Genomic DNA, 22,322 nt, shown 5'->3' on the forward strand with positions numbered 1-22,322 from the left:
CTTCTTCTGAATTTTCAATTGTATCTGGTGTCGTAAAAAGGTCAGGATTCGTTTTAAAACACTGAACCGCTGGAGCTAATTTCCAGTCTTCAGGATGCTTAGCTGACATTTTTTCTTCATGTATCAGAAACTTACATGCTGAATATGGTTCAGTAGATCGATAAAAACCTGTCACCATAATTGGTTCATCAGTTTTTACACTTATATTAGGATTTAAATAATATTTAGGTAATATTGGAGGATACTCTATACCCACATTTCTTTTATATAGATCATTTTTTAATAGATCTTTATAGTCCCATTGCGAGTCATAGTAATCACTTGCAATAAAGGTATTATTAGCTCTTATTGATACAATATCCTGTTTAGCTTTATAAATAGCAGCCGAGCCTTTTTCAACATGATCCATCCAGTCATAGGGATAATCTCTCCATTGAGCAATAAGAGCATTACGAATGCCATTCATTCTTCTTAATATAGGCAAAAAGCCCTCTTTTAAGTCATCCAAGCCATCAACTAAATGATGGAGGACTCCTTTAAAATTTGGTAGTACGATGGTTCCCCACACATAGTCGGCTTGATGGGATGGATGTTGGGCACGATGATCGGGTGCTAAATGAGCACTATATTTGACTAATAATCCTTCAGCATATTGAATCAGCTCCTCCCATAACTTTACCGTTTTATAGTAATAATCATAAGAAAGAAATTGCTCTAATAAATAGATTTCCCTTGGAAATAGCTCTAGTTTATTTAAATCAATCATTTGAATTATATAAATCTCAAAATTTTAAATGCCCAGAAGGGCATATTAGTTATTCTTCACCATCAAAGATCCAATATTCCTCACCCCAGTCTTTATTATATTTCGGAATTAATGTTCCCTTAGTAAAATACAAGCGCTTCTCCTTTTGGCTAGATAAAATCCAATAACCTGTTCTTGGGCATAGCTCGCCACCTATAACTTTTAAATCAGGTGTAGCAAAAACATCTATCTCCTCTCCACCAATATCCTCAAACTCACCATCAACCAATTCAACAAAGTACCAACTACAGTCAAAGCCAGTAAATGCATTTCTTGCAATCAGCTCTGGGGCTAATCTTAATTGGGTGTCATAATCAAACTTTACATAACCAAAATCGTCATCTATTTTCTTCTTTTTAATATTTTCAATTGCGAATGTTCTTAGTTCTTCAGATGGAGTCCAGGCTGTATATTCATTAAACTTAGAAAATAACTTCTTACCTAAAGCATTTAATGTTTCACATTCTTCCAATTGCCCACCCTCAAAACCACTTTCATCACGGTAAGTCCAAGCAAATTGTGGTGTACCCAATTGATCGCCTACAGGGATATAAACGCCCGTCCTATAAATAGATTCCTCACTATTTATACGTATATCTGTATGAACTCTAAGCTTTGGGACTTTATGATCAAAAATTCCAAGCTCTTTAATCACTTCAAATAAACTATATAAAGTCCATGATCTTGGAGGCTTAACACAAGAATCATAATAACTACATAATCTATATAATTCATCAAAACGCATTTTAAAATCAGCTTCTTCTTCTTCTGACATCCAATTAGGTCGAAACTCGCCCAACATACGTGCTGTATTATATGCAGGTGTCCAACCATATTCATCTAATTTTGTTTCTTCAATTATTCTAATTAACCCTATTCTAAAATCGAGTAAAGATGGGAAAGCATAGGTACTCCAATTGGCTGAGGTATCACCCATTCCCCAACCTTCTTGCAATAGAACACGGTCACGATACTGCTGATCAGCCAAATCAATTACACCACCAGTATACTGAATCAAATCTTCCAGTTTGGTCAGCAACATTTCCAAATAAGGCCGTGAAGTAAAATAATATAACAAAGCAATTGATTGCTTTTGAAAACGAGTCAATTGCTGTTCTGTATTCTGCATTATAACAATCTCTTAATTTTATCTATTAATAACTTGTCCAGATATATTTGGAAGACCAATTCTGACATCTTTTAACTGCTCATCAAAATCCGTCATTCCCCAATTCGTATCATAAGGACCATGAAGATTCGGTTCTTTAATTTTGCTTCGAACTGCCTGATATTTCGCTTTCTCGGCTGGAGACAGACTATTATAAGCATCTCGACTTTTTGGGGATTTAAGCGATAAACGTCCGTAACTATCTATAGGGTAGTAGAAGGTATCATCATACTCTCCCTTTCTAAAAATAATCTGCTCCCAGCCCCCTTCTAAATGATAGGTTTCTTTTCTTAAAGCATCTTTTGTCTGACTTGAAGCTGGGCCTCGCCATACCTTAATAGATTGACCAACAGGAATATCGTAAATTACAAACTGCCCATTCGCATTCCAGTCTGGCCAAACCGCTAAATATTTTCGCCAAGCCGCTTTCGGATCAGGACTATTCTTAATTTTAACGAAGACTTCTTCTGTAACCCAACACTCACCAAACGCACCATTTGCAGGTGAAGTTACCCGGTATAATCTGGCAGGTCCTGAAATAATATCTGCAGATATTTTACTAAAAGATTCAATATTATAGTCAGCTAAAGAAGGATATCCTTCTTTGACTTTTTTATCTATATCACTTCTATAGTCACTAGGTCTCAATGGCTTATTTTTCATACTTCCTTTGCTTAACCAAGTTGGACGTGGCTTTTTAGTACGCATTAAAGTAATGGCACGCGCTTCCGGTAATGTACCTCTAAAGTGAACATTAGTAGTATTTCTCACTGCTGTTCTTTGTAGATATGACTCCATATCTAATCTATAAATAACTCTTGCTAAAGCATCATTAAGTGGTGCCAAAGCTTTTGCCAATGGGGCATCAGCAGCATTTCTAATTTTTCTCACAATAGCGACAGTATTTCTAATTTTATCTTTTAGACCAGGAATATATTTGGCCTTATTTGTTAAGTTATCCAATAGCTGAATTCCTCGGTCAAAAGCAGCCAACAACTCCTTTGCACTAAGCTTATTTTTTACTTTTATAATTTCATTCTTTAAATAAATAAGAATATCTACGTTCGGTAGATATTTTTTAATATAATCTTGTACTTGTTTTTTTCTTAAAAAAGTAATAACCCATGTCATAGCTGAATCGACAGCTTTAACAACGGCTTTGCCCCCGCTTCGCCTTACAAACAAGAAGAATATTTTTAGGACCCCTTTAACCAAACTCCCTAGGCTTGGAAATAAACCAATTAAAGTAAGTGCTAAAGCGACCCAAGCCCACTGATCTGAAATATCTTCATTTAACTTCTTACAATTTGCCACTAAATCACGGACATCACATATCTGATCCACAAATGGGATCATGGAAATTGCAGCATCAAATACAATTTGCCCTGTACTACGATTATCATTGAAGTCTCCTTCAATGGCTTCTACCATCCACTCCCATATACTTTTTTCCTCTTGAATATCTTTTTGTTCACCAGTCATCCAAGCCAATGCATCTCTAGCTTGCGTAGCATTAGGAATACTATTCGCCATTATTTACATCCCCATAACTACGGATTGATGAGTCGTCTTCAATTTCTAATAACTCTTCTAATGGATTGGCAATTTTTTCTTTACCTTCTTGAGTTTCATATACTACTTTTTTTATCGTTTCAGGTGGTACATTTTCATGCCTAGCAAATCCATTAGCATCTAGTTTTCCTGCTAATGTTGTTCCATTTTTGAAGAAAATTTTATAGCCATTATTTGCGATACCCTTTCTTGTTTCAGGGTCAAGATAATCTAATTCAATCCAATTTTTTATATCAGCGCCTGGTAAAGTTATTGGTGTTAACTGAACATTCGCCCCGCCCATAAACAAATGCTGCCCCGCCTTCACCTCAAACTTGCCACCTGTGGTCGGAAAAATCCCTGAGCCATTGAGCTTGATTTGCGAACCACCCGCTGTAATTACAATTTCTTTTGGACTGGTGATTTCTATACGATCTTCGGTCGAGATAATCTGGATGCCTTGCTTGGCCAGTAAATCCATACCCTCCGATTGGGCATGCGCTTCAAACTTACCTTTCGCAGCCACCTGCTTGATCCCATTCTGTGCCGCAAACAGACTAATTCGATTTTGCGCATGCGTAATCAGGTTCTTTTGCGTGCTCAGGTTAATGCTATCGCCCGCCAGCTGATTAATCTGTCCATCCGCAGAAACATGAATATCTTCATGGGTACTCAGGCCAATCCCCGCCGGTGAACTCAGTAGCAATAAAGCTTTATTAAATCTGGCAATTTTTGCTTCTATCTGTTCGGCAAATGCTTTCAATTGTTCAACCGATTCAATTTCGTCAGTCTGTTGGTTCTTGGCAACTTCGCTTAAGGCTTTGGCATTGCTTTGATTACCTTCAAGCTGCTGTTTGGCAGGTTGTGCATCAAGATGCTCGCCTTGCGCCTGATCCTGTTTCTGCGTACTCAGCAACAAACCTTGCCCTGCACGTAGGGCTCCCCATTGATCGGTACGCAGTTCAAAACCTTCACCACGGTCCTCACTTTCAGCCTTGTCCTTTGGGTGGCTCAGTTTACCGAGATTCAGCTGGCTGGCAGCATGACTGCTTTGTAGTTGTGCACTGATTTGTCCCGTGGTGTCATCAAAACGCAGTTGGTTAAAGCCTTCACCTTGATATTCCTTAGACTTGATTCCTGCCAGTTTCTTGGTATCTGGCAGCTTGCCGGCATTGTCAAACCTGGTTGGACTCCGTTTTGCTTCATTAATCCTCCCCACCACATAGGGACGATCAATATTGCCGTCAAAGAAGTTGATCACAACAATCTCACCGATACGTGGCAAGAAACGTGCACCATAACCTTCACCTGCCCACGGCGTCAGCACATCGATCCAGGCTGAATCGGTGTCGTTGTCGTTTGCCCCTGCACCACCATCGTGGCTATGGTCCTCTGTACGGGTAAACAGGAAGCGGACTTTAATGCGTCCCCATTCATCTACATGGATCTCATCACCACTCGGTCCCACCACGCGAGCGCGTTGTGGATGGGCTGCTGGTCGATGCTGCAAAGGGTTGTATTCTGGCACCAATGCCATATTACGGCGTTGTAGCGTCAGCTGATTTGCCTGACGTTCGTCGGCCTGTGCTGCACTCAAGCCTTTTAACGGCCAATGACTGTGCTGAAGTAAGGCATGAACCTGATCTGTCAGGTCCTTGGGTAAATTATTCTGGTTATAAAAGCGTTTTGAGGTAATTAAAAATTCTTTGTCTGCGCCCTGATGCTGATCAATTTCAGGATGTTCATTCAATTCAAACCAGTAACCGACCTGCGCATCCCGAACTGTCGAATTTGCAACAAACTGCTTGGCCTGAGCATCGTAGTATTGTCCTAAATTCTGATTCAGTTTTTCGATCTGGGCATTGCCTGCTTTGGTGGTGCCATCTTCACCATTCAGGTCCTGAATCCAGGCCGGTGAAAAATGCCATGCCTGTTCCAGCGCCAGTTGCTGGTTATCATGTTGGTCACTATGTTGATGCTTACTCTGAACACTACCCGCACCTTCTTCCTGTTCCAAAGCATCGGCCTGCCAACGTTGTACATGGACCGCGCCAGGTTGTAATGTACGCTGGGCGACGAATGCCGTGATACTGTCCTGTGTTTCCGTGGCGCTACTGCGATGAAAACGGATATGACGGCGATCCAAAGCGTTATATTGACTATTATCATCAATCAGTCTGAGTTTCTGGGCCTGAATCTGCTCACTTGAGCTGGCAACTTTTAACTGGGCTTCATCAATCAGCCAGTTAATCCCTTCACTCCGCATCAAACGGGTCAGAAAGTCATAATCGCTTTCATTACTCTGCATAATAAAAGGACGGACATCATAGTCTTTGCTAAGTCCGCTGACATCCAGAGTCAAACTGGCTGCAAATAACGGACTTTTAGACTGCCATTCCTTAAAGATGGTCTGGATGACATCTGGAACTGATTTGGCCATAAATACACGGCTATTACGTCGATGCGTCCATAAAGCTGTCGGGTCTTGTACGCCGAGTTTATACAGGGTGAGCGAACCATCGCTCGCACCAACATCAGCCTGGGTCACGATACCGGTGATACGGGTCAGTTCAGCGCGATCAGTCACAATATCAATGGCAACCTGACTGCCAATAAAACTTTTTAATGGAATGACGGCACTGGTCGAAAGACAGAGCAGTTGAAGCTCAATGCCCTGATTGAGCTGATGAGTGCCTTCTACATATTGTAAGAATACTTGATCATTTAAAGATGAGTTGGAGAACTGAGCATGGATCGCACGTTTTTGCGCGTTCAGCCCTAAAGTCTCTAAAGCTTGAAAGATATTTTTCAGCATCTTTTTATAGATTATTTAATAAAATTTCGCGCATTTTATAAACAGCATACATACTTGTCTATATTTTTAATGTTACGCCCTTACCAGCTTTTCTGCCCATGAACAAAATCATCTGAGAAAATAAAAACATAGCTCACTGTACGGATAAGTCTAAAAAATCAGGAATATTTTTTATTCAAAAATGAATCAACTTCACCTGTGCACTCAAGTGCAGTTGATTCAGATAAAATTAAATGCTTGCCTTAAAATAATATTCGCTTGGCATATCAATTACTTCCACACATAGCTGTAACGGTGATTGATTCTCTACTGGCAGATAGGTCTTTTGTTCCAGTATCGCCAATAAGATGCTGCCTAAATCCTGCTTTTGTGCCGCAGTTCTACCGCTGAGCAAATACAGCTTTAAATGGATATAGGCATCTTGCGTTTCGCCCATTCCAATCAAAAAGGCCTCATCTTTAAAAATACGCGACTTTACATCATTCGGGCTAAACAGCTGGGTTGCAATCAATGCCGAATTGACACTGCTGAGCAATGTGTGCTGATCCAGTTCGGTCAGATTGGCTGAATAGTTGGCAACGAGATGAGGCATGTTTGATTTGTCCTATTCAATAAACAGTAAAGCCAGACGAACCTGATCATAGGCCATACGCGGGCTGGTGGCTTCCACGATGGGACGCAACTTGATTGCACCATCATCGGTAAAATGTTCCGGATTTTTACGCTTATGCAAGCGTTTATAAATCTTGCGCACTTCTTCAACCACTTCATCACCAGGATTGGCCACCGAAATATCCAGCCCCTGCTCCTTATGCAGTCGCGCCAGATGATTGATAATCGTGGCAGGCGTTAAACCACGCTCATGCGCAATATCTTCAATTTCATAACCGCCTTCAAATAAAGCACGGGTTTCATCTAACGTCGCAGCAGCGTAATTCTGCTTGCCGCCTTTGGCAATTTTCTTCTCATTGCGTGCGATTTCAGTCGCGTTCAGCGTACCGCCACAATGACGAATAAAGGCATTGTGCTGGGTCGTGAGATCAATATTTTCAAAGTTGGCTTCCGCTTCGGCAGACAGTTCCTGAAAACGGCGATCAGCTTTAATGGCCAGACTATCCAGTTCCAGTGCCTGCTCATTAAAGCCCAATAATTTCAAACCTGTCAGTGACTTTAAGCGGGATAAAGCCACATAGCCCTGACCTTTCTCAAAGGTATGGCTTAAATTGATTTCTGCCGCTTCCAGCGTCATGCCTTGGCTTTTATGAATGGTAATGGCCCAAGCCAGACGTAAAGGAATCTGCTGATAACTGGCAATCACCTTACCTGCTTCATTTTCGATTGACCATGTTTCTGGCTCAACCAGGAAAGTGGTGCCATCGGTCAATTTGACTTTCGGCAAAATACCTTGCTTATCATCTTCTTCAAAGCCAATGACTTCGCCCAAGCTGCCATTGATATACCCCATATCAAAGTTATTTTTGACGAACATTACTTTGGCATGTTTTTTAAGGGTCAATTCTTCTGGCGCACGGACTGAGGATTTCAGGGTTTCAATTAACTTTTCATTACCGTCCAGCACTGCATTAAATTGATGACTTTCGTTGTCGATTTCATTGAGATGCTGATAGTTAATATTATCCACATCCATATTATGCGTGTACAACCGGGTAAAGGTTTCCCCAATATCATGCTGGCGTGACTGATGTAAGGCCGAGATATGATTGTCCTGAATACTTTGCGCCCGAATCGCATTCAGAATCTGGTTAAGAATCTCGTCATCCTGACGATGTTGTTCAGTTAAATAACAGACCCGGAATTTGGCTTCGACCCAGGCATCGGACATAAAACAGAATTTATCACGATTGTTTTCATCTTTTCTGCCCACAGGCGGTAACTGGAAGAAATCTCCAGCCACAATCACCTGAATGCCACCAAAGGCTTCATCACTTTCTTTAAAGTATTTTAAGACCTGATTCACCAGATTTAGCTGCTTGGCATGCAACATGGAAATCTCGTCAATAATCAGAACTTGGGCATTTTCCAAATGCTCTTTTAAATATTTACGCTCTTTCATACGCTTGAGATCATCATCACTCAAGCTGTCCTTAATCCCGATACCCGCCCAGGTATGAATCGTCATCCCGTTCATATGCGTTGCCGCAATACCGGTCGATGCGGTAATCGCAACCGGAACTTTACGTGCTTTTAAATAATGAATGTACTGATTAAGCGTATAGGTTTTTCCTGCACCAGCTGAACCCGTCAAAAAAACATTTTCCCCAGCTTTAAGTAACTTCAGTGCAGTCTCTTGTTTCATAATTTCTTCAGTCAAAAACAACAGCACATAGCTTAACGATTTTTTAGTAAAAATAAAAATGCAATCCAGTCCCAATCTGCGCTCTAACATGAAATGATGATCCGTGACTCAACTGCTGAGATCGTATATTTACGTTGACATCCAGAGGTTTTCATTTAAGGTATTTATTAATGAATTCAGACTTGATCTATAAAAATGACGACTTCAAATCTTTATACTTATCAGCCAGATATACTAGGTGAAGATTATCAGCAACTGACCTTGAATTTCGCTGATGATTATGATGGGAAAGTTGTAGCCACGCTGGTACGCAAGAAAGCTGCTCAGACCACAAAAAAAGCAGTTTTATATATTCATGGATTTGCCGATTATTTCTTTCAAAAAGAAATGGCAGAACAGTTTAACCAGCATGGTTATGATTTCTATGCACTGGACCTGAGAAAATATGGTCGTTCCAGACTGCCCCATCAGAAATTCTACTATGTACTTGATTTACGCGAATACGATGCCGAAATCAGCAAAGCCTTAGAAGTCATTGGTCAGGAAAATCATCAACAGGTGGTATTGGCTGGGCATTCGACTGGCGGCCTGATTGCGACACTTTATGCGGCACATTATCCGGATCACCGTCTAATTAAAGCGGTATGGGCCAACAGTCCATTTTATGATTTCTACAAAAGTACCCTCGAGAAAAAACTCGGCATTCCCTTGCTCAGTGAAGTTGGTAAAAGACTACCAAAGGCGAAGTTCCCAAGTGGTCTCAATCCATGGTACACCCCAAGCTTACATCAAGATTTCTATGGAGAATGGGATTTCAATTTAGACTGGAAACCGAAAACCATGCCCTTTGTGAATTTAAGCTTTGTGACCGCGATTCACGAAGCACAAAAAGAAATTCATCAAGGCGTGAGCTTAAGTGTTCCAACCTTGATCATGCACTCACATCAATCCAACAATCCGAGAAAATGGGATATTGATGCACAGCAGAGTGATGTCATTCTGGATGTCAAAGATATGACACAGAATGCCAAAAAAATGAAAGGTGATGTACAAACTCTAGCGATTCACAATGGTTTACATGACCTTGTGCTTTCAGCCCCACCGGTACGGGAAAAAGTCTATCAAGCACTGTTTGACTGGCTGGCAGAAAAAATTAAATAATCACATGAGCTTATGATGCTCAGCAGTCACGATAACGTCTGAGCATCTGCCTTGCAGTCAATAACTCCAAACAAACAGGCCATTCTACGAGCATATCTTTAAAATATGCGCTTCTTGCTACAACTTGAGACAGGATGAGGACATCTGCGGTATAAATGTTTTAAGATGCACAAGTTTCCTCTATCCATCCTTGGTACGCGATAATGGCAAAGTCCACCTTTATGAAAACCGTCAATGTGATTCAACATCTTGCCTTTGAAGATCTGGGTACTTTAGAAGATGTCTTTTATCAGCTCGGTTTTCGTGTACGGTATTTTGAAGCAGGTGTCGATGATCTCAGTCCGGCCCTGAATTATGAAGGCCTCACTGTAATCTTGGGTGGACCAATTGGGGTATATGAAACCGAAGATTATCCTTTTCTGCTCGATGAAATTGCCGGATTGAAACAACGCCTGAAAGCCAATAAACCCACCCTCGGCATTTGCTTAGGCGCACAATTGATTGCACATGCATTAGGTGCAAAAGTTTATGCAGGGCAGCAAAAGGAAATTGGCTGGAGTCAGCTAGAGATCAAAGCGGTTGCAAATAATCCGCTAGCATCACTTGAGCATGTAGAAGTATTGCACTGGCATGGTGATACCTTTGATTTACCTGAGCATGCAACATTACTGGCAAGTTCGGCAATCTATCCGAATCAGGCCTTTTCTGTCGGCAATAATATTCTGGCCTTACAATTCCATCTTGAAGTGGTCGGACAGAATTTTGAAAAATGGCTGATTGGCCATACCTGTGAAATACGTCATGCCGGATTATCTATCCCTCAACTCAGAGCAGATAATTTGGCATATGCCATGCAACTGGAACAACAGACTGCAAAAGTCGTGCAACACTTTTTAAATAACTTAGCAAACGCATAATTTTCAAAACCTCCCTAACCATACTCATTTCAAGTGCTTTAATTTTTAAAGCACTTCTTTTACGCCTAAAAATAAGAAAATATGAATTAGAACACATAAATAAATACACTTTAGACAGAAAATAAATACGTTTTGGGACAAATATAGCCCTATAAGAGCTGAAATATTGAAAGAAAATCTAATTCACTCTACTGTTCAAGGAATATGCAGTTATTGCCAAACGATTAATAATATTTTTGTGATTGAGAAAAATGGTTATATTAAAATTCATCAAAAGTTTTCATACGTTGAATACGTATTTAGTCTTGGCTTCCGTTTTACTCATTGTGCTATTGGTTTATTTCTACCAAGTCAATCCGCTTTAATCATGTCCAATTAAAAAGGGCCTAATCTATTTAGGCCCTTTTACTGTTACTTCTTGTCGGCTTTAAAGCTATCTTTCAAGTCAAGAATACGGTTAAACACCGGTTTTTCTGCTTGGTGATCATGCTGATCCGCCACAAAGTAACCTTCACGTTCAAACTGGAAACGATCTTCAGGTTTTGCTTGTGCCAAAGCAGGTTCAATCACGGCCTGAACCACTTTTAATGATTCTGGATTCAGATGAGCCAAAAAGTCATCATCAGCATCTGGTGCGGCTTCGTTAAACAAACGATCATAAATGCGAACTTCAGCCGGGACACCTTTGGTCGCAGAAACCCAATGAACCACACCTTTCACCTTACGACCTTCAGGATTCTTGCCTAAAGTTTCTGGATCAATCGAGCATTTAAGCTCAACCACTTCACCATTGGCATCTTTAATCACTTCATCACATTTGATCACATAGGCATGGCGTAAACGCACCTCACCCTCAGGAATCAGACGCTTAAAGCCTTTAGGCGGTACTTCTTCAAAATCTTTACGATCAATATAAAGTTCACGCGTTAACGGAATAATGCGTTCGCCCATATCCACGTTCGGATGACGTGCATGAGTAAGTTCCAATTCTTCAGGTAAGTTGGTAAGCGTAACTTTAAGTGGGTTCAATACTGCCATACCGCGTGCTGCAGCATTTTCCAATGACTGACGAATACAGAACTCAAGCATCGCCACATCGACAATACCATCGGTTTTTGAAACGCCAACACGCTTACAGAAATCACGCAAGCCTTCAGGGGTGAAACCTCGGCGACGCATCCCCACCACGGTTGGCATACGTGGATCATCCCAGCCGTGTACATAGTTGCCTTCAACCAGTTTACGCAATTTACGTTTAGAGGTAATGGTATAGTCGACATTTAAACGAGAAGACTCGTACTGACGTGGTACTGCCTGCGAATGAACTTTCTCGACAATCCAGTCATAGAATGGACGGTGGTCCTGAAACTCTAGGGTACAGAGTGAATGGGTAATGCCCTCAATTGCGTCTGACAATGGGTGAGCATAGTCATACATTGGATACATTTTCCATTTATCACCGGTTTGGTGATGCTCTGAATGCAATACACGATAAAGAATCGGATCACGCATATGCACATTCGGGCTGGCCATATCAATTTTGGCACGGAGTACAGCGCCGCCCTCTTGGATTTCACCATTACGCATTTGTTCAAAGCGTGCCAGGTTCTCAGCAATTGTTGCATCACGATAAGGTGAGTTTTTACCAGGTTCAACGAAATTACCGCGGTTTAGCTTGATTTCCTCTGGAGTTTGCAAATCCACATAGGCATCACCTTGTTCAATTAACTGAACGGCCCATGCATATAACTGATCAAAATAACCAGATGCATAACGTGGCTCGCCATCCCAGTTAAAGCCTAACCATTTTACGTCGTTGGCAATACCATCAACATATTCTTGTTCTTCAGCATCCGGGTTAGTATCGTCAAAACGCAAATTACATAAGCCATCGAATTCTTCAGCAATCCCAAAGTTCAAACAAATCGCTTTCACATGACCAATATGCAAGTAACCATTTGGCTCAGGCGGGAAACGTGTCACCACTTTTTGGGTACGACCTTCTTTTAAATCATCAGTAATGACTTGACGAACAAAATCTAAGCCTGCCTGTTGTTCTTGCTGCGCAGCATCGACAGAGGCTTGAGTATTCGGCGTCGGGGTCTTTGGCAGTTCTGAAACAACATCATTTGGCTTCATAGGGTGTAAATCACTTCTTACAGTTAAAAATGGGAAATAAAAACGCAATCTTTACTATTTATGAAAGATTTTAACGTTTTTTACTTGCCTTGTAGTTTACAGTTTGCTTATGCTTCTCTCAACCAAAAACCCATGGTCAATTTGCCCATGTTTAGGAGATTAATGTAATGAGTTTTCCTCAAGTCGAATTAAACACCAACAAAGGTCGTATTGTTCTTGAGCTTAACGCTGAAAAAGCACCAAAAACGGTTGCAAATTTCTTAGAATATGTACGTGACGGTTTCTATGACGGCGTAATTTTCCACCGTGTGATTGATGGTTTTATGATCCAGGGCGGTGGCATGGACGAAAACTTCAAAGAGAAAGCAACGCGTGATTCAATCGAAAACGAAGCTGACAACGGCTTAAGCAACGATGAAGGCACAATTGCAATGGCGCGTACTCAAGCTCCGCACTCTGCTTCTGCTCAATTCTTCATTAACGTTAAAAACAACTCGTTCTTGAACCACACGGGTAAAACAGCTCAAGGCTGGGGTTACGCTGTATTCGGTAAAGTCGTTGAAGGCATGGACGTTGTTGAAGCAATTAAAGGCGTTCGTACAGGTAACCGTGGTTACCACGCTGACGTTCCTTTAGAAAACGTTGTGATTGAATCTGCTAAAATTATTTCTGAATAATAATCTCTCCTGAGTAGCATCGCTACGCAGGTCCCTCTTTGTTAAAGAGGGATTTAGGGAGATTAAAAAGGATAAAAATGTGACCTATCTGTTTATCTCAGATTTACACTTGTCACCTGATCACCCTCGACTCGTTCGAGGGTTTTTGGCTTTACTGGACGAATACAAGAATAAAAATACCCAGCTCTATATTTTAGGTGACTGGTTTAATGCCTGGATTGGCGATGATTACACTGCACCGTGGCTGGATGAAATTGTCACTGCCCTACAATCCTTTTCTGCTGCTGGTAATCAGATTTACTTCCAAGTCGGTAATCGTGATTTTGCCTTAGGCCAAAAATTCTTGGACCAATTCAACGCTATTTTACTGCCCGATGTTTATACTCTGGAAATTCATCACATTAAATTTCGACTGGAACATGGCGATGCCTTATGTACCGATGATGTGGCTTACCAGCGTTTCCGCAAAGTGATTCGTAATCCAGTGTTATTAGGCCTAATAAAACGAACGCCGCTCAGTTTTAGGCAAAAACTTGCTAACGGTTTCCGTAAAAAAAGTAGTGCAACCAAACAGCTAAAAAGTTACGACATCATGGATGTGAATGCTCAAGCCGTAGAATCTGTGATTGAACAGGTTGATTATTTAATTCATGGTCATACTCATCGTCCTGAAATCCATCAACTGCAAAATAAGCAGCGTATTGTATTAGGCGACTGGCGTGAAGATACAGCCTGGATCTTAGAGCTCAATCCACAAGAAAATTATCAATTAGATTTTAAACAGTGGAATTATTAAGTATTTAACTAGCTTGGTTACTAAACTATCTATTTCTTATTTGTGTACTTTTTTAATGTTTAAATTCATTTCACTCCTCTCGTGATATTAGGCTTTAATCTTCTTACGCTTGATCAGCGTTTTAGTCATTCTGATCAAGCGCATATACGACTTAAACCGATATCAAAATCACATTTAGCTACTTTCAGCGGCAGTGAGATCAAGTAAAATAAATGAAACTTTTAATTGAGTGAATGACGGATGGATACCTTAGCTACAGCAAAAACACGTTATGCAACCAAAGCTTATGATGCAGAGAAAAAAATTCCAAAACAGCAGTTTGAAAAGCTTTTAGAAATTTTACGTTTCAGCCCTTCTTCTGTGAATATCCAGCCATGGCATTTTCTGATTGCTGAGACAGATGAAGCCAAACAACGTATCGCATCAGGCTTGACGGGCAACTATGTATATAACGCGGCCAAAGTGCTTCATTCTTCGCATACTTTAATCTTTTGTACCCGTACCGATATCTCGGCTGAGTATTTAGAACAGTTATTGCAACAGGATGATCTCAGTGGCCGTTTTAAAGATGAAACAGCCAAACAAGGTCAACGCACCACACGCGAAGGCTATGTCGAGTTTTATCGTAATGAACTGAAAAATCTGCCTGCCTGGATGGAAAATCAGACCTATCTGGCATTAGGACAATTACTTTTTGCTGCAGGTCTGGAAGGCATCGACGCCACCCCAATGGAAGGCTTTGATCGAGATACCATCAATAAGGAATTTGGATTAACCGAAAAGGGTCTAAAAGCCTCGGTCATCGTGGCCTTAGGTTATCGCAGTGACAGTGATTTTAATGCCAAACTGCCTAAATCACGTCTCCCTGATGACGTGATTTTCACAAGTTTATAAGCATTCAAAAAAGGGAGTATTGGTTACTCCCTTTTTACATCATGGCTTTTGCCAAACAAAGTACCGCAACAATACCACTAACCAAACCAATCCAGGTATAGGCCTGTAAACGTTCTTTAAAGAAGATTACACCACTCAATACACCTAATACCACCACCAGAATATTCATACCCGCAAAAACAATGGCAGGCGTTTCCTTGAACAGCATATGTGCCTTGACATATAAAGCGATATTGGCAAAATTCAGTACACCGAGCACTAAACCCGTGAAAATATTTTTAGGCTGCCAATTCGGCTGTGTAATCGCGATATATGCGATTGAAAGGATAAAAGCACCAATAAAGGCCAAGTTAAGCGTAACAGCCGATTGAAGCCCCAGACTACTGCTGTATTTAAGCAGCACATCAATTGCAGCATAACCCGCCCAGACACTGAATAAAAACAACGCAGATTTTAAATTGATGCCTTTACTGGCCTGCTCCGTAGCCTGACCAATAATAATGGCTAAGATTGCAATGATTCCCAAAACCACACCAATCAATTTGATCTGACTAAACTGTTCCCCAAAAATAAAATAAGCGGCGAGTAATGACAAAATCACCGCAAGTCGCTGCGCAATTTCTGTTTTAAGAATCCCTGCGAACTGCAATGATTTTGCCAGGCATAAAAAAATACTCGGCAATAGCACAGCAAGCACTAAAATCAGCCACCAGGGTGTGTGATTGAAAGAAATATGGGTAAGATCGGTTTTAAACCAGTAATAACATAAAATGCTTGCACTTAAATAATTCCATGCAATCATTTGAAAAACATCAAATCCCTTGGCTTTCAGGTATTTCAATACAATCGAGACGAGAACACTACAACATGCCGCAGCAACAATCATTTCCATAATATTTATTCTAACTTTTCAACACACAAAAAAATGCCAGTCGATTAAAAGACTGGCATTTTCTTAAAGATCATCGATCAATTAACGATTATTTTCGTCTTCTTGACCATCTTCAAATTTAGTTTCGCCATCAAAGCCACCTTGATGACCGCCGCCGAAGCCGCCTTGACCACCGAAGCCACCTTGACCACCGAAGCCGCTTTGACCGCCACCGAAGCCACCTTGACCACCGAAGCCACCTTGACCACCGAAGCCACCTTGACCACCGAAGCCACCTTGACCACCAAAGCCACCTTGACCGCCGAAGCCGCCAGTAGAACCTTGACCACCGAAGCCACCAGTAGCGCCTTGAGCCGGGAAGCCACCTGCAGCGCCTTGAGCACCAGCTGGACGTGGGTTACGCGCAGGAACAACTGTAGAAATCGCGTGTTTATAAACCATTTGGCTTACAGTGTTCTTCAATAAAACGACATATTGGTCAAATGACTCAATGTGTCCCTGCAATTTGATACCGTTTACAAGGAAAATAGAAACTGGAATACGTTCTTTACGGAGAGAATTTAAGAACGGATCTTGTAAAGTTTGACCTTTAGACATTTTTAACTCCAAAAAATTTTTAAATCAGCGCAAAAAAACTATCTTTATTTTTCAACTAAAAATTATTAAAAAGACAGCTTGCGAATTTTGCTTTATCCAAAGAAGTTTCGCAAGTCTTCTTTCGCCTGCTTTATCGTCACGTAAGTTTTAAAATCGTGTATTTCTTGCAAAGAACGTAACCAAGTGTATTGACGTTTTGCTAATTGCCTTGTAGCAAATAGCGCTTTGTTCTCCATTTCTACTTTATTTTCGAGACACAAGTCACTTTTTAATAAAAATTCTAAAGCTTGACGATAACCGACAGACCGCATTGATGGTAAATCCTCATTTAAATCGTATTTTTCAATCAACCCCTCTACTTCATTCAAAAAACCCATATCCCACATCTTGCGCAATCTTTGCTCAATGCGTTGATGTAATTCTAACCGATCTGGCATCAATGCGTAGTTATGAAATGTGTAACGATATGGTTGATTTTTAGGTTGTTCAGCTTGTAATTTTGTTATGGGTTGACCGGTAATTCGATACACTTCCAGTGCCCGAATAATCCGCTGTTTATCTGATACTTTAAACTTTTGTCCCGCCACAGGATCAACCGCAACCAGCTCATCATAAACCGCCTGCCAGCCTTCCTGCTCTGCTTTAGAACTGATTGCATCGCGTATACTTTGATCTGCATTCGGTAGATTATCAGCCAGCCCTTCCAGCAAAGACTTAAAGTACAGCATGGTTCCACCCACCAGAATCGGGGTCTTGCCACGCGCATGCATATCATCAATCAATGGACATACATCTTCCACAAATTGTGCTGCCGAATATACTTCTAATGGCGTAATAATATCGATTAAATGATGCGGATACTGCTCTTGCTCTTGTTTGGTCGGCTTGGCAGTACCAATGTCCATATCTTTATAAACTAAAGCCGAGTCCACCGAAATCAGCTCATAATTACCACGCTCGTAAAGTTCACATGCCAATGCGGTTTTACCACTTGCGGTAGGCCCCATTAAATTGATCACGGGCAATTGATTTGACATGTCAAACTACTCTCCTCGAGCAAATAATTTATCTAGTTGATGCAATGGAAACGCGCGCCAGGTTGGACGACCATGATTACATTGACTGGCGAATTCGGTCTGTTCCATTTGACGTAATAAGGCATTCATTTCTGACAGGCTCAATTGCCGATGGGCACGTACTGCCCCATGACAGGCCATGCCCGCCAAAAGCTCATCACGTTTTTGCAATAAACCTCTCGCCTCATCATTGGGGTCCAGATCATTTAATAATTCTGGAATCAGATTAGCAAAGTCAGCCTTGTGCAAAATCGCAGGAACACCACGTACAATTACCTGCTCATCGCCATACTGATCTATTTCCAGACCTAAACGTTGCAATTGTGACTGTAGATCTTCGATCCGCGTCGCCTGCATGCGGGTGATCGAAACCACCTTCGGAATCAGCAATTGCTGTGAGGTCCAGAACTCAGGCTTATCCCATGCCGATTTCATTTGTTGTAACAGAATCCGCTCATGAGCAGCATGCATGTCCACAATAATCAGGCCTTCCGTATTCTGAGCCAGAATGTAGATGCCATGTAGCTGTGCAATCGCAATACCTAACGGAAACTCATCTACTCGAGACGGTGTATTGTCTTCTTCAGTCGCAGTTTCAGACTCATCACGCAAAGGTGCCAAATAGGTTTTCAAGGCATTATTCAATTGTGCCGAACCGTTATATTTGGGTTGCTGAGTTTGGGCTGAATTGTACTGTACCGCCTGCGGGCGACTCTGATGAAAGTCGGTCAACAAATCGGTCGACACCTCGGCAGGCTGAGTGGCCTGTGGTGCAGCTTCTACAGCGGCACGATGTAAATTGAATTGTTCTTGGTATTTTGGCTGTGGTTGATAATTAAAATTATCATCTGCCCCATCTGTTTTCATGGCCTGTGCCAGATCAGCTGTTGCCGTCTGGAATTGCGACAAAGTTGCTTTGGCATAATGCCGGACAAACTCATGCACTTCACGCTGGTTCAGAAAACGGATTTCATGCTTGGTTGGATGCACATTGACATCAATATTTTCGGGATCAACTTCCAAAAATAACAGATAGGATGAATGTTGATGACCATGCAAAATACCGTCATAGGCCATACGTAAGGCATGCGAAATGGTCTTGTCCTTCACAATACGACCATTCACATACACATATTGCAAATCGGCCTGTGCCCGCGCATCGGATGGATGTCCTAGCCAGCCAGACAAACGCATTTTAATACTATCCGAATCAATCCAGTAGGCATTCTGGATAAATTGCTGTCCCAATAATTGTTGCACCCGCTGATATCGTAGTTCACCACTGTCCGCGATCGGCAGGTTTAAACGGATATTATCGTTATGTTCCAGTACAAATCGGATATCGAAATGGGTTAAAGCCAGACGACGCACAATTTCTTCAATATGATTATATTCTGTGGTCGGTTTTTTTAAGAATTTACGGCGTGCAGGCACATTAAAAAATAAATCCTGCACCCGAATATGCGTCCCTTTCTGGGCCGCCACCGCCTGAATCTGCTGATGATCAAATGCTGTCCCGTTCACTTCAACCTGATAGCCAACACCCTGCTCATCCTGACTGCTGGTCAAGGTCAAACGCGATACGGCTGCAATCGAAGCCAAGGCCTCGCCGCGAAAGCCCAGACTCACAATCGCATGTAAATCATCTGCAGTCTGAATTTTGCTGGTGGCGTGTCGCATCACGGCTAAAGGTAAATCTTCCGGATGAATTCCGTTACCATTATCAATGATTTCAATCAGGGTTGAACCACCCTGAGCAATCCGGATAATCAGTTCAGTTGCGCCCGCATCAATCGAGTTTTCTAATAATTCTTTGACCACTGATGAAGGACGTTCAATAACCTCACCCGCTGCAATCTGGTTGGCTAATGCAGCATCAAGGGTATGAATACGACGGGTTGAATCATGCGCCATTCAATTGTTCCTGCAAAATTTGAATTAAAGATTCTGATTCTGTAGTTAAGGTGACAGACCGGGTCAATTCATCCTCTGATTTTTGAATATCAATCACGATATCCGGCTTTGGAATCTCATCGCCACCTTTGGATGGCCATTCAAACAGAAATAAAGCATCGGGCGTTTCCAGATAATCACGAATCCCCATTAACTCCAATTCATAAGGATCATCCAGACGATAAAGATCGAAATGGAAAATTTCTTTACCCTGAATGGTATAGGGTTCAACCAGCGTATAGGTCGGACTTTTTACTGACCCTTTATGGCCGAGATTTTGTAAAAAATAACGGGTAAAGGTCGTCTTGCCAGCACCCAGATCACCAATCAAGTAAATAATGCCTGAATGCACATGCTGAGACAGGATGCGTGCAAACTGTTGGGTGTCTTGTTCATGATTTAAGTTAAATTTCACTGAATATGACATGGCAAATAAAACAAAATTGGGATGCTGGCTATGATAACATTGCCCTGCTTCAAAGCCTAATCAAAGCCATCGACTATTTACCTCAATAACCAATAACAGAGTTAAAAACGCACATGACAGATCAAAATATCACAGGTGAATGGCATCTTGTTGCAAGCACCTCAATCCAACCTGAATCACATCTTGAATTTCTTAAAGATGGCCCCGATCATAATGGCATTTCAAACTGGTTAAATGGCTTTGATGACAAACTTATAGAAGAAGCTCAAGAAACTTCGGGTTTGGTTCTATGTATAAAACAAGATGGCAGTTTTACTGAAGAAGTGACAGGAAACCCTAATGTTTATTGGTTTAATGACGAAGGTTGCTTAGTAGATGTCGCTCCTTTTAATGGCGTACTAGTAGAGACCGAACAAGGGTGTTACCTCAAACCTACAAATATCAATGAATGGGCAATTCCAATTGAAGAAGCCTATGGTGCTTGTGTACTCCGTTATGACGATGGAGATACAAAAATCACCGACCATCTAAGACGTGTAGGAGAATATCTAGTTCGAACCGTAAATGTCGTTACTGATGAAGCATATCTTGACCGTGTTCTGATTAAGTACAAACGAGACAGTTAATTTATTCTTCTTTTGACACACTCAAATTAGCACTTGAATTGAAACAAAAATTTAAGTGCTTTAACACCTCTATTTTTATATAAAAATGCAATCTGATGAAAACTTTCACTCCACCTCTCATTAATGGCGTCAGCGCGAGTAAAGTCTTTTTACCTCATGATCGTTGTGCAAATACCATTTTTGACTATCTCTGCCAGCATTTTCCTCATATCCAGCCCGAAGAATGGCAACAACGCTTTGCCGATGGGCTGATCTATGCAGCAGACGGCACAAAACTCGGTATCGACAGCATTTATACACCCAATACCCATATCTTTTATTATCGTTTTCTGGCAAACGAAATCCATGTGCCCTTTCAGCATGAAATTTTATTTGAAAATGAAGATTTGCTGGTGGTCGATAAACCGCACTTCCTCACCATGACGCCAACTGGACAATATGTCCAGGAAACACTTTTGGTAAGATTAAAAAAGCAGACAGGTTATGCTGAGCTCACTCCTATTCACCGACTGGATCGCGAAACGGCGGGTGTGGTTTTATTCTGCAAAACACCCGCAACCCGTGGCATTTATCAGCAGCTTTTTGCCGAACGCCAAGTTCAAAAGACCTATCACGCGATTGCTGCCTATCGAGCAGAACTCAACTTTCCGCAGAGCTTGCAATTGCATCTGGAAAAGGGAACGCCCTTTTACACCATGCAAATTAATCCTGATAACCCCCCGAATACGGAAACACTGATCGAGTTGCTGGAACATAACCAGCACCTTGCAAAATATCTGCTCAAACCGACAACTGGAAAGCAGCATCAACTACGCGTCCACCTCAACTCTCTTGGCATTCCCATCTTAAATGATCCGTTTTATCCAGTGGTCGCACATAAAACAGATGATGATTTCAGCCATCCATTACAGTTGTTGGCCAAGGAGATTCGTTTTGTTGATCCGGTGTTACAACAGCAAATGCACTTTAAATCAAATTTCGAACTGACATTGTAGATACACCGTAATGACAAAAATTCTATTTTTTCACCTCAAAAATATTGAAATTACATTGCAATGGTTTAAAATACATGACGATAACTAAAAATATGTGGTTACATTTTTTATGCGTAAAACAGAAGTTTATCAGGTTCGCCTCGATTCTCAGGAAAAGAAACAGGCTTTTGCCGTTTTTAAGCAGTTGGGTATCTCCCCTGCTCAAGCCGTTCGTCTTTTCTTTAAACAGGTTGTCCTGACCAAATCGATTCCTTTCGCAATTGAAAACCAGAACATTAATATGGAACAATTGCTTAAGTTACGTAAATCCAAAGCTGCTGCATCTGCCGAAAATCCGTCTGCGATCGAGATTGAGGATGATCATGAAGATCTATTCGAAGAGCTAAATGCACTATTGGGTGAAAGTGACAAAACTTAACAATGTTGCATTTATAAACAAGTTTTTATTTTTTAAGCTGAATTTTTTTCGCTATTCTGACAGTCCAAATAAAATTATAACTGTAAGGTAAGGATGGG

Annotated in this window: 20 protein-coding genes; 8 read left to right on the forward strand and 12 right to left on the reverse strand. The window is 41.2% G+C overall.

Annotation, left to right across the window (positions count from 1 at the left end; all coding sequences use genetic code 11):
- The 6 genes from ACINWC323_RS04680 to ACINWC323_RS04655 form a co-directional block, all read right to left on the reverse strand.
- Positions 1-766: hypothetical protein (locus ACINWC323_RS04680; protein WP_009514659.1), on the reverse strand; the 766-nt coding region annotated here is incomplete at its 3' end.
- Positions 767-815: 49 nt separating this feature from the next.
- Positions 816-1,934: a hypothetical protein gene (locus tag ACINWC323_RS04675; RefSeq protein ID WP_009514736.1), complete on the reverse strand. Its 1,119-nt coding sequence runs from the start codon at positions 1,932-1,934 to the stop codon at positions 816-818.
- An 18-nt stretch (positions 1,935-1,952) separates the two neighbouring features.
- Complete coding sequence (locus ACINWC323_RS04670; protein ID WP_009514639.1) at positions 1,953-3,506, reverse strand: hypothetical protein; 1,554 nt, start codon at positions 3,504-3,506, stop codon at positions 1,953-1,955.
- Entirely contained in the window at positions 3,496-6,339 is a 2,844-nt protein-coding gene (locus ACINWC323_RS04665) for a type VI secretion system Vgr family protein (RefSeq protein WP_009514611.1), read from the reverse strand. The genes ACINWC323_RS04670 and ACINWC323_RS04665 overlap by 11 nt, the downstream gene beginning before the upstream one ends.
- A 229-nt stretch (positions 6,340-6,568) precedes the next feature.
- Positions 6,569-6,931, reverse strand: a complete 363-nt coding sequence (locus tag ACINWC323_RS04660) for a 5-carboxymethyl-2-hydroxymuconate Delta-isomerase (RefSeq protein WP_009514520.1) — start codon at positions 6,929-6,931, stop codon at positions 6,569-6,571.
- Between the two features lie 12 nt (positions 6,932-6,943).
- The gene (locus ACINWC323_RS04655) at positions 6,944-8,656 is read right to left on the reverse strand and encodes a DEAD/DEAH box helicase (RefSeq protein WP_005229701.1); all 1,713 of its coding nucleotides are present in this window, start codon (positions 8,654-8,656) and stop codon (positions 6,944-6,946) included.
- 195 nt (positions 8,657-8,851) lie between these two features.
- Here ACINWC323_RS04655 and ACINWC323_RS04650 point away from each other — a divergent pair, with 195 nt between their 5' ends.
- Complete coding sequence (locus tag ACINWC323_RS04650; RefSeq protein ID WP_009514573.1) at positions 8,852-9,817, forward strand: alpha/beta hydrolase; 966 nt, start codon at positions 8,852-8,854, stop codon at positions 9,815-9,817.
- Positions 9,818-10,020: 203 nt separating this feature from the next.
- Positions 10,021-10,734, forward strand: a complete 714-nt coding sequence (locus ACINWC323_RS04645) for a glutamine amidotransferase (protein WP_009514597.1) — start codon at positions 10,021-10,023, stop codon at positions 10,732-10,734.
- Positions 10,735-11,145: 411 nt separating this feature from the next.
- On the opposite strand, the gene ACINWC323_RS04640 is transcribed toward ACINWC323_RS04645, so the two are convergent.
- On the reverse strand, positions 11,146-12,873 hold the full coding sequence (locus ACINWC323_RS04640; RefSeq protein WP_009514493.1) for a glutamine--tRNA ligase/YqeY domain fusion protein: 1,728 nt from the start codon (positions 12,871-12,873) through the stop codon (positions 11,146-11,148).
- 167 nt (positions 12,874-13,040) lie between these two features.
- Here ACINWC323_RS04640 and ACINWC323_RS04635 point away from each other — a divergent pair, with 167 nt between their 5' ends.
- The 3 genes from ACINWC323_RS04635 (at position 13,041) to nfsB (ending at position 15,240) form a co-directional block, all read left to right on the forward strand.
- Complete coding sequence (locus ACINWC323_RS04635) at positions 13,041-13,550, forward strand: peptidylprolyl isomerase (RefSeq protein WP_005229682.1); 510 nt, start codon at positions 13,041-13,043, stop codon at positions 13,548-13,550.
- Positions 13,551-13,629: 79 nt separating this feature from the next.
- Positions 13,630-14,346, forward strand: coding sequence for a UDP-2,3-diacylglucosamine diphosphatase (locus ACINWC323_RS04630; RefSeq protein WP_009514524.1), 717 nt, complete (start codon positions 13,630-13,632; stop codon positions 14,344-14,346).
- Positions 14,347-14,586: 240 nt separating this feature from the next.
- Complete coding sequence (nfsB, locus tag ACINWC323_RS04625; RefSeq protein WP_009514819.1) at positions 14,587-15,240, forward strand: oxygen-insensitive NAD(P)H nitroreductase; 654 nt, start codon at positions 14,587-14,589, stop codon at positions 15,238-15,240.
- Between the two features lie 34 nt (positions 15,241-15,274).
- On the opposite strand, the gene ACINWC323_RS04620 is transcribed toward nfsB, so the two are convergent.
- From ACINWC323_RS04620 to tsaE, 5 genes are all read right to left on the reverse strand, one after another.
- Entirely contained in the window at positions 15,275-16,132 is an 858-nt protein-coding gene (locus tag ACINWC323_RS04620; RefSeq protein WP_009514489.1) for an EamA family transporter, read from the reverse strand.
- An 81-nt stretch (positions 16,133-16,213) separates the two neighbouring features.
- Entirely contained in the window at positions 16,214-16,729 is a 516-nt protein-coding gene (hfq, locus tag ACINWC323_RS04615; protein ID WP_005229674.1) for an RNA chaperone Hfq, read from the reverse strand.
- 92 nt (positions 16,730-16,821) lie between these two features.
- Positions 16,822-17,766 carry a tRNA (adenosine(37)-N6)-dimethylallyltransferase MiaA gene (miaA, locus tag ACINWC323_RS04610; RefSeq protein ID WP_009514679.1) on the reverse strand — a complete coding sequence of 315 codons (945 nt, stop codon included), beginning with the start codon at positions 17,764-17,766 and terminating at the stop codon, positions 16,822-16,824.
- Between the two features lie 6 nt (positions 17,767-17,772).
- Positions 17,773-19,719 carry a DNA mismatch repair endonuclease MutL gene (mutL, locus tag ACINWC323_RS04605; RefSeq protein ID WP_009514599.1) on the reverse strand — a complete coding sequence of 649 codons (1,947 nt, stop codon included), beginning with the start codon at positions 19,717-19,719 and terminating at the stop codon, positions 17,773-17,775.
- Positions 19,709-20,185 carry a tRNA (adenosine(37)-N6)-threonylcarbamoyltransferase complex ATPase subunit type 1 TsaE gene (tsaE, locus tag ACINWC323_RS04600; RefSeq protein ID WP_009514745.1) on the reverse strand — a complete coding sequence of 159 codons (477 nt, stop codon included), beginning with the start codon at positions 20,183-20,185 and terminating at the stop codon, positions 19,709-19,711. The genes mutL and tsaE overlap by 11 nt, the downstream gene beginning before the upstream one ends.
- A 113-nt stretch (positions 20,186-20,298) precedes the next feature.
- Between tsaE and ACINWC323_RS04595 the strand changes: the two genes are divergently transcribed.
- From ACINWC323_RS04595 to ACINWC323_RS04585, 3 genes are all read left to right on the forward strand, one after another.
- Positions 20,299-20,811 (forward strand): hypothetical protein, encoded by a 513-nt coding sequence (locus tag ACINWC323_RS04595; RefSeq protein ID WP_009514452.1) that lies wholly within the window; start codon positions 20,299-20,301, stop codon positions 20,809-20,811.
- A gap of 95 nt (positions 20,812-20,906) precedes the next feature.
- Positions 20,907-21,806: a pseudouridine synthase gene (locus tag ACINWC323_RS04590; RefSeq protein ID WP_009514553.1), complete on the forward strand. Its 900-nt coding sequence runs from the start codon at positions 20,907-20,909 to the stop codon at positions 21,804-21,806.
- 109 nt (positions 21,807-21,915) lie between these two features.
- A complete protein-coding gene (locus tag ACINWC323_RS04585) occupies positions 21,916-22,224 on the forward strand; it encodes a type II toxin-antitoxin system RelB/DinJ family antitoxin (protein ID WP_005229661.1) in 309 nt (102 codons plus the stop codon).
- Positions 22,225-22,322: the final 98 nt, after the last annotated feature.

The sequence above is a fragment of the Acinetobacter sp. WC-323 genome, assembly GCF_000314615.1.
Taxonomy (GTDB): Bacteria; Pseudomonadota; Gammaproteobacteria; order Pseudomonadales; family Moraxellaceae; genus Acinetobacter; species Acinetobacter courvalinii.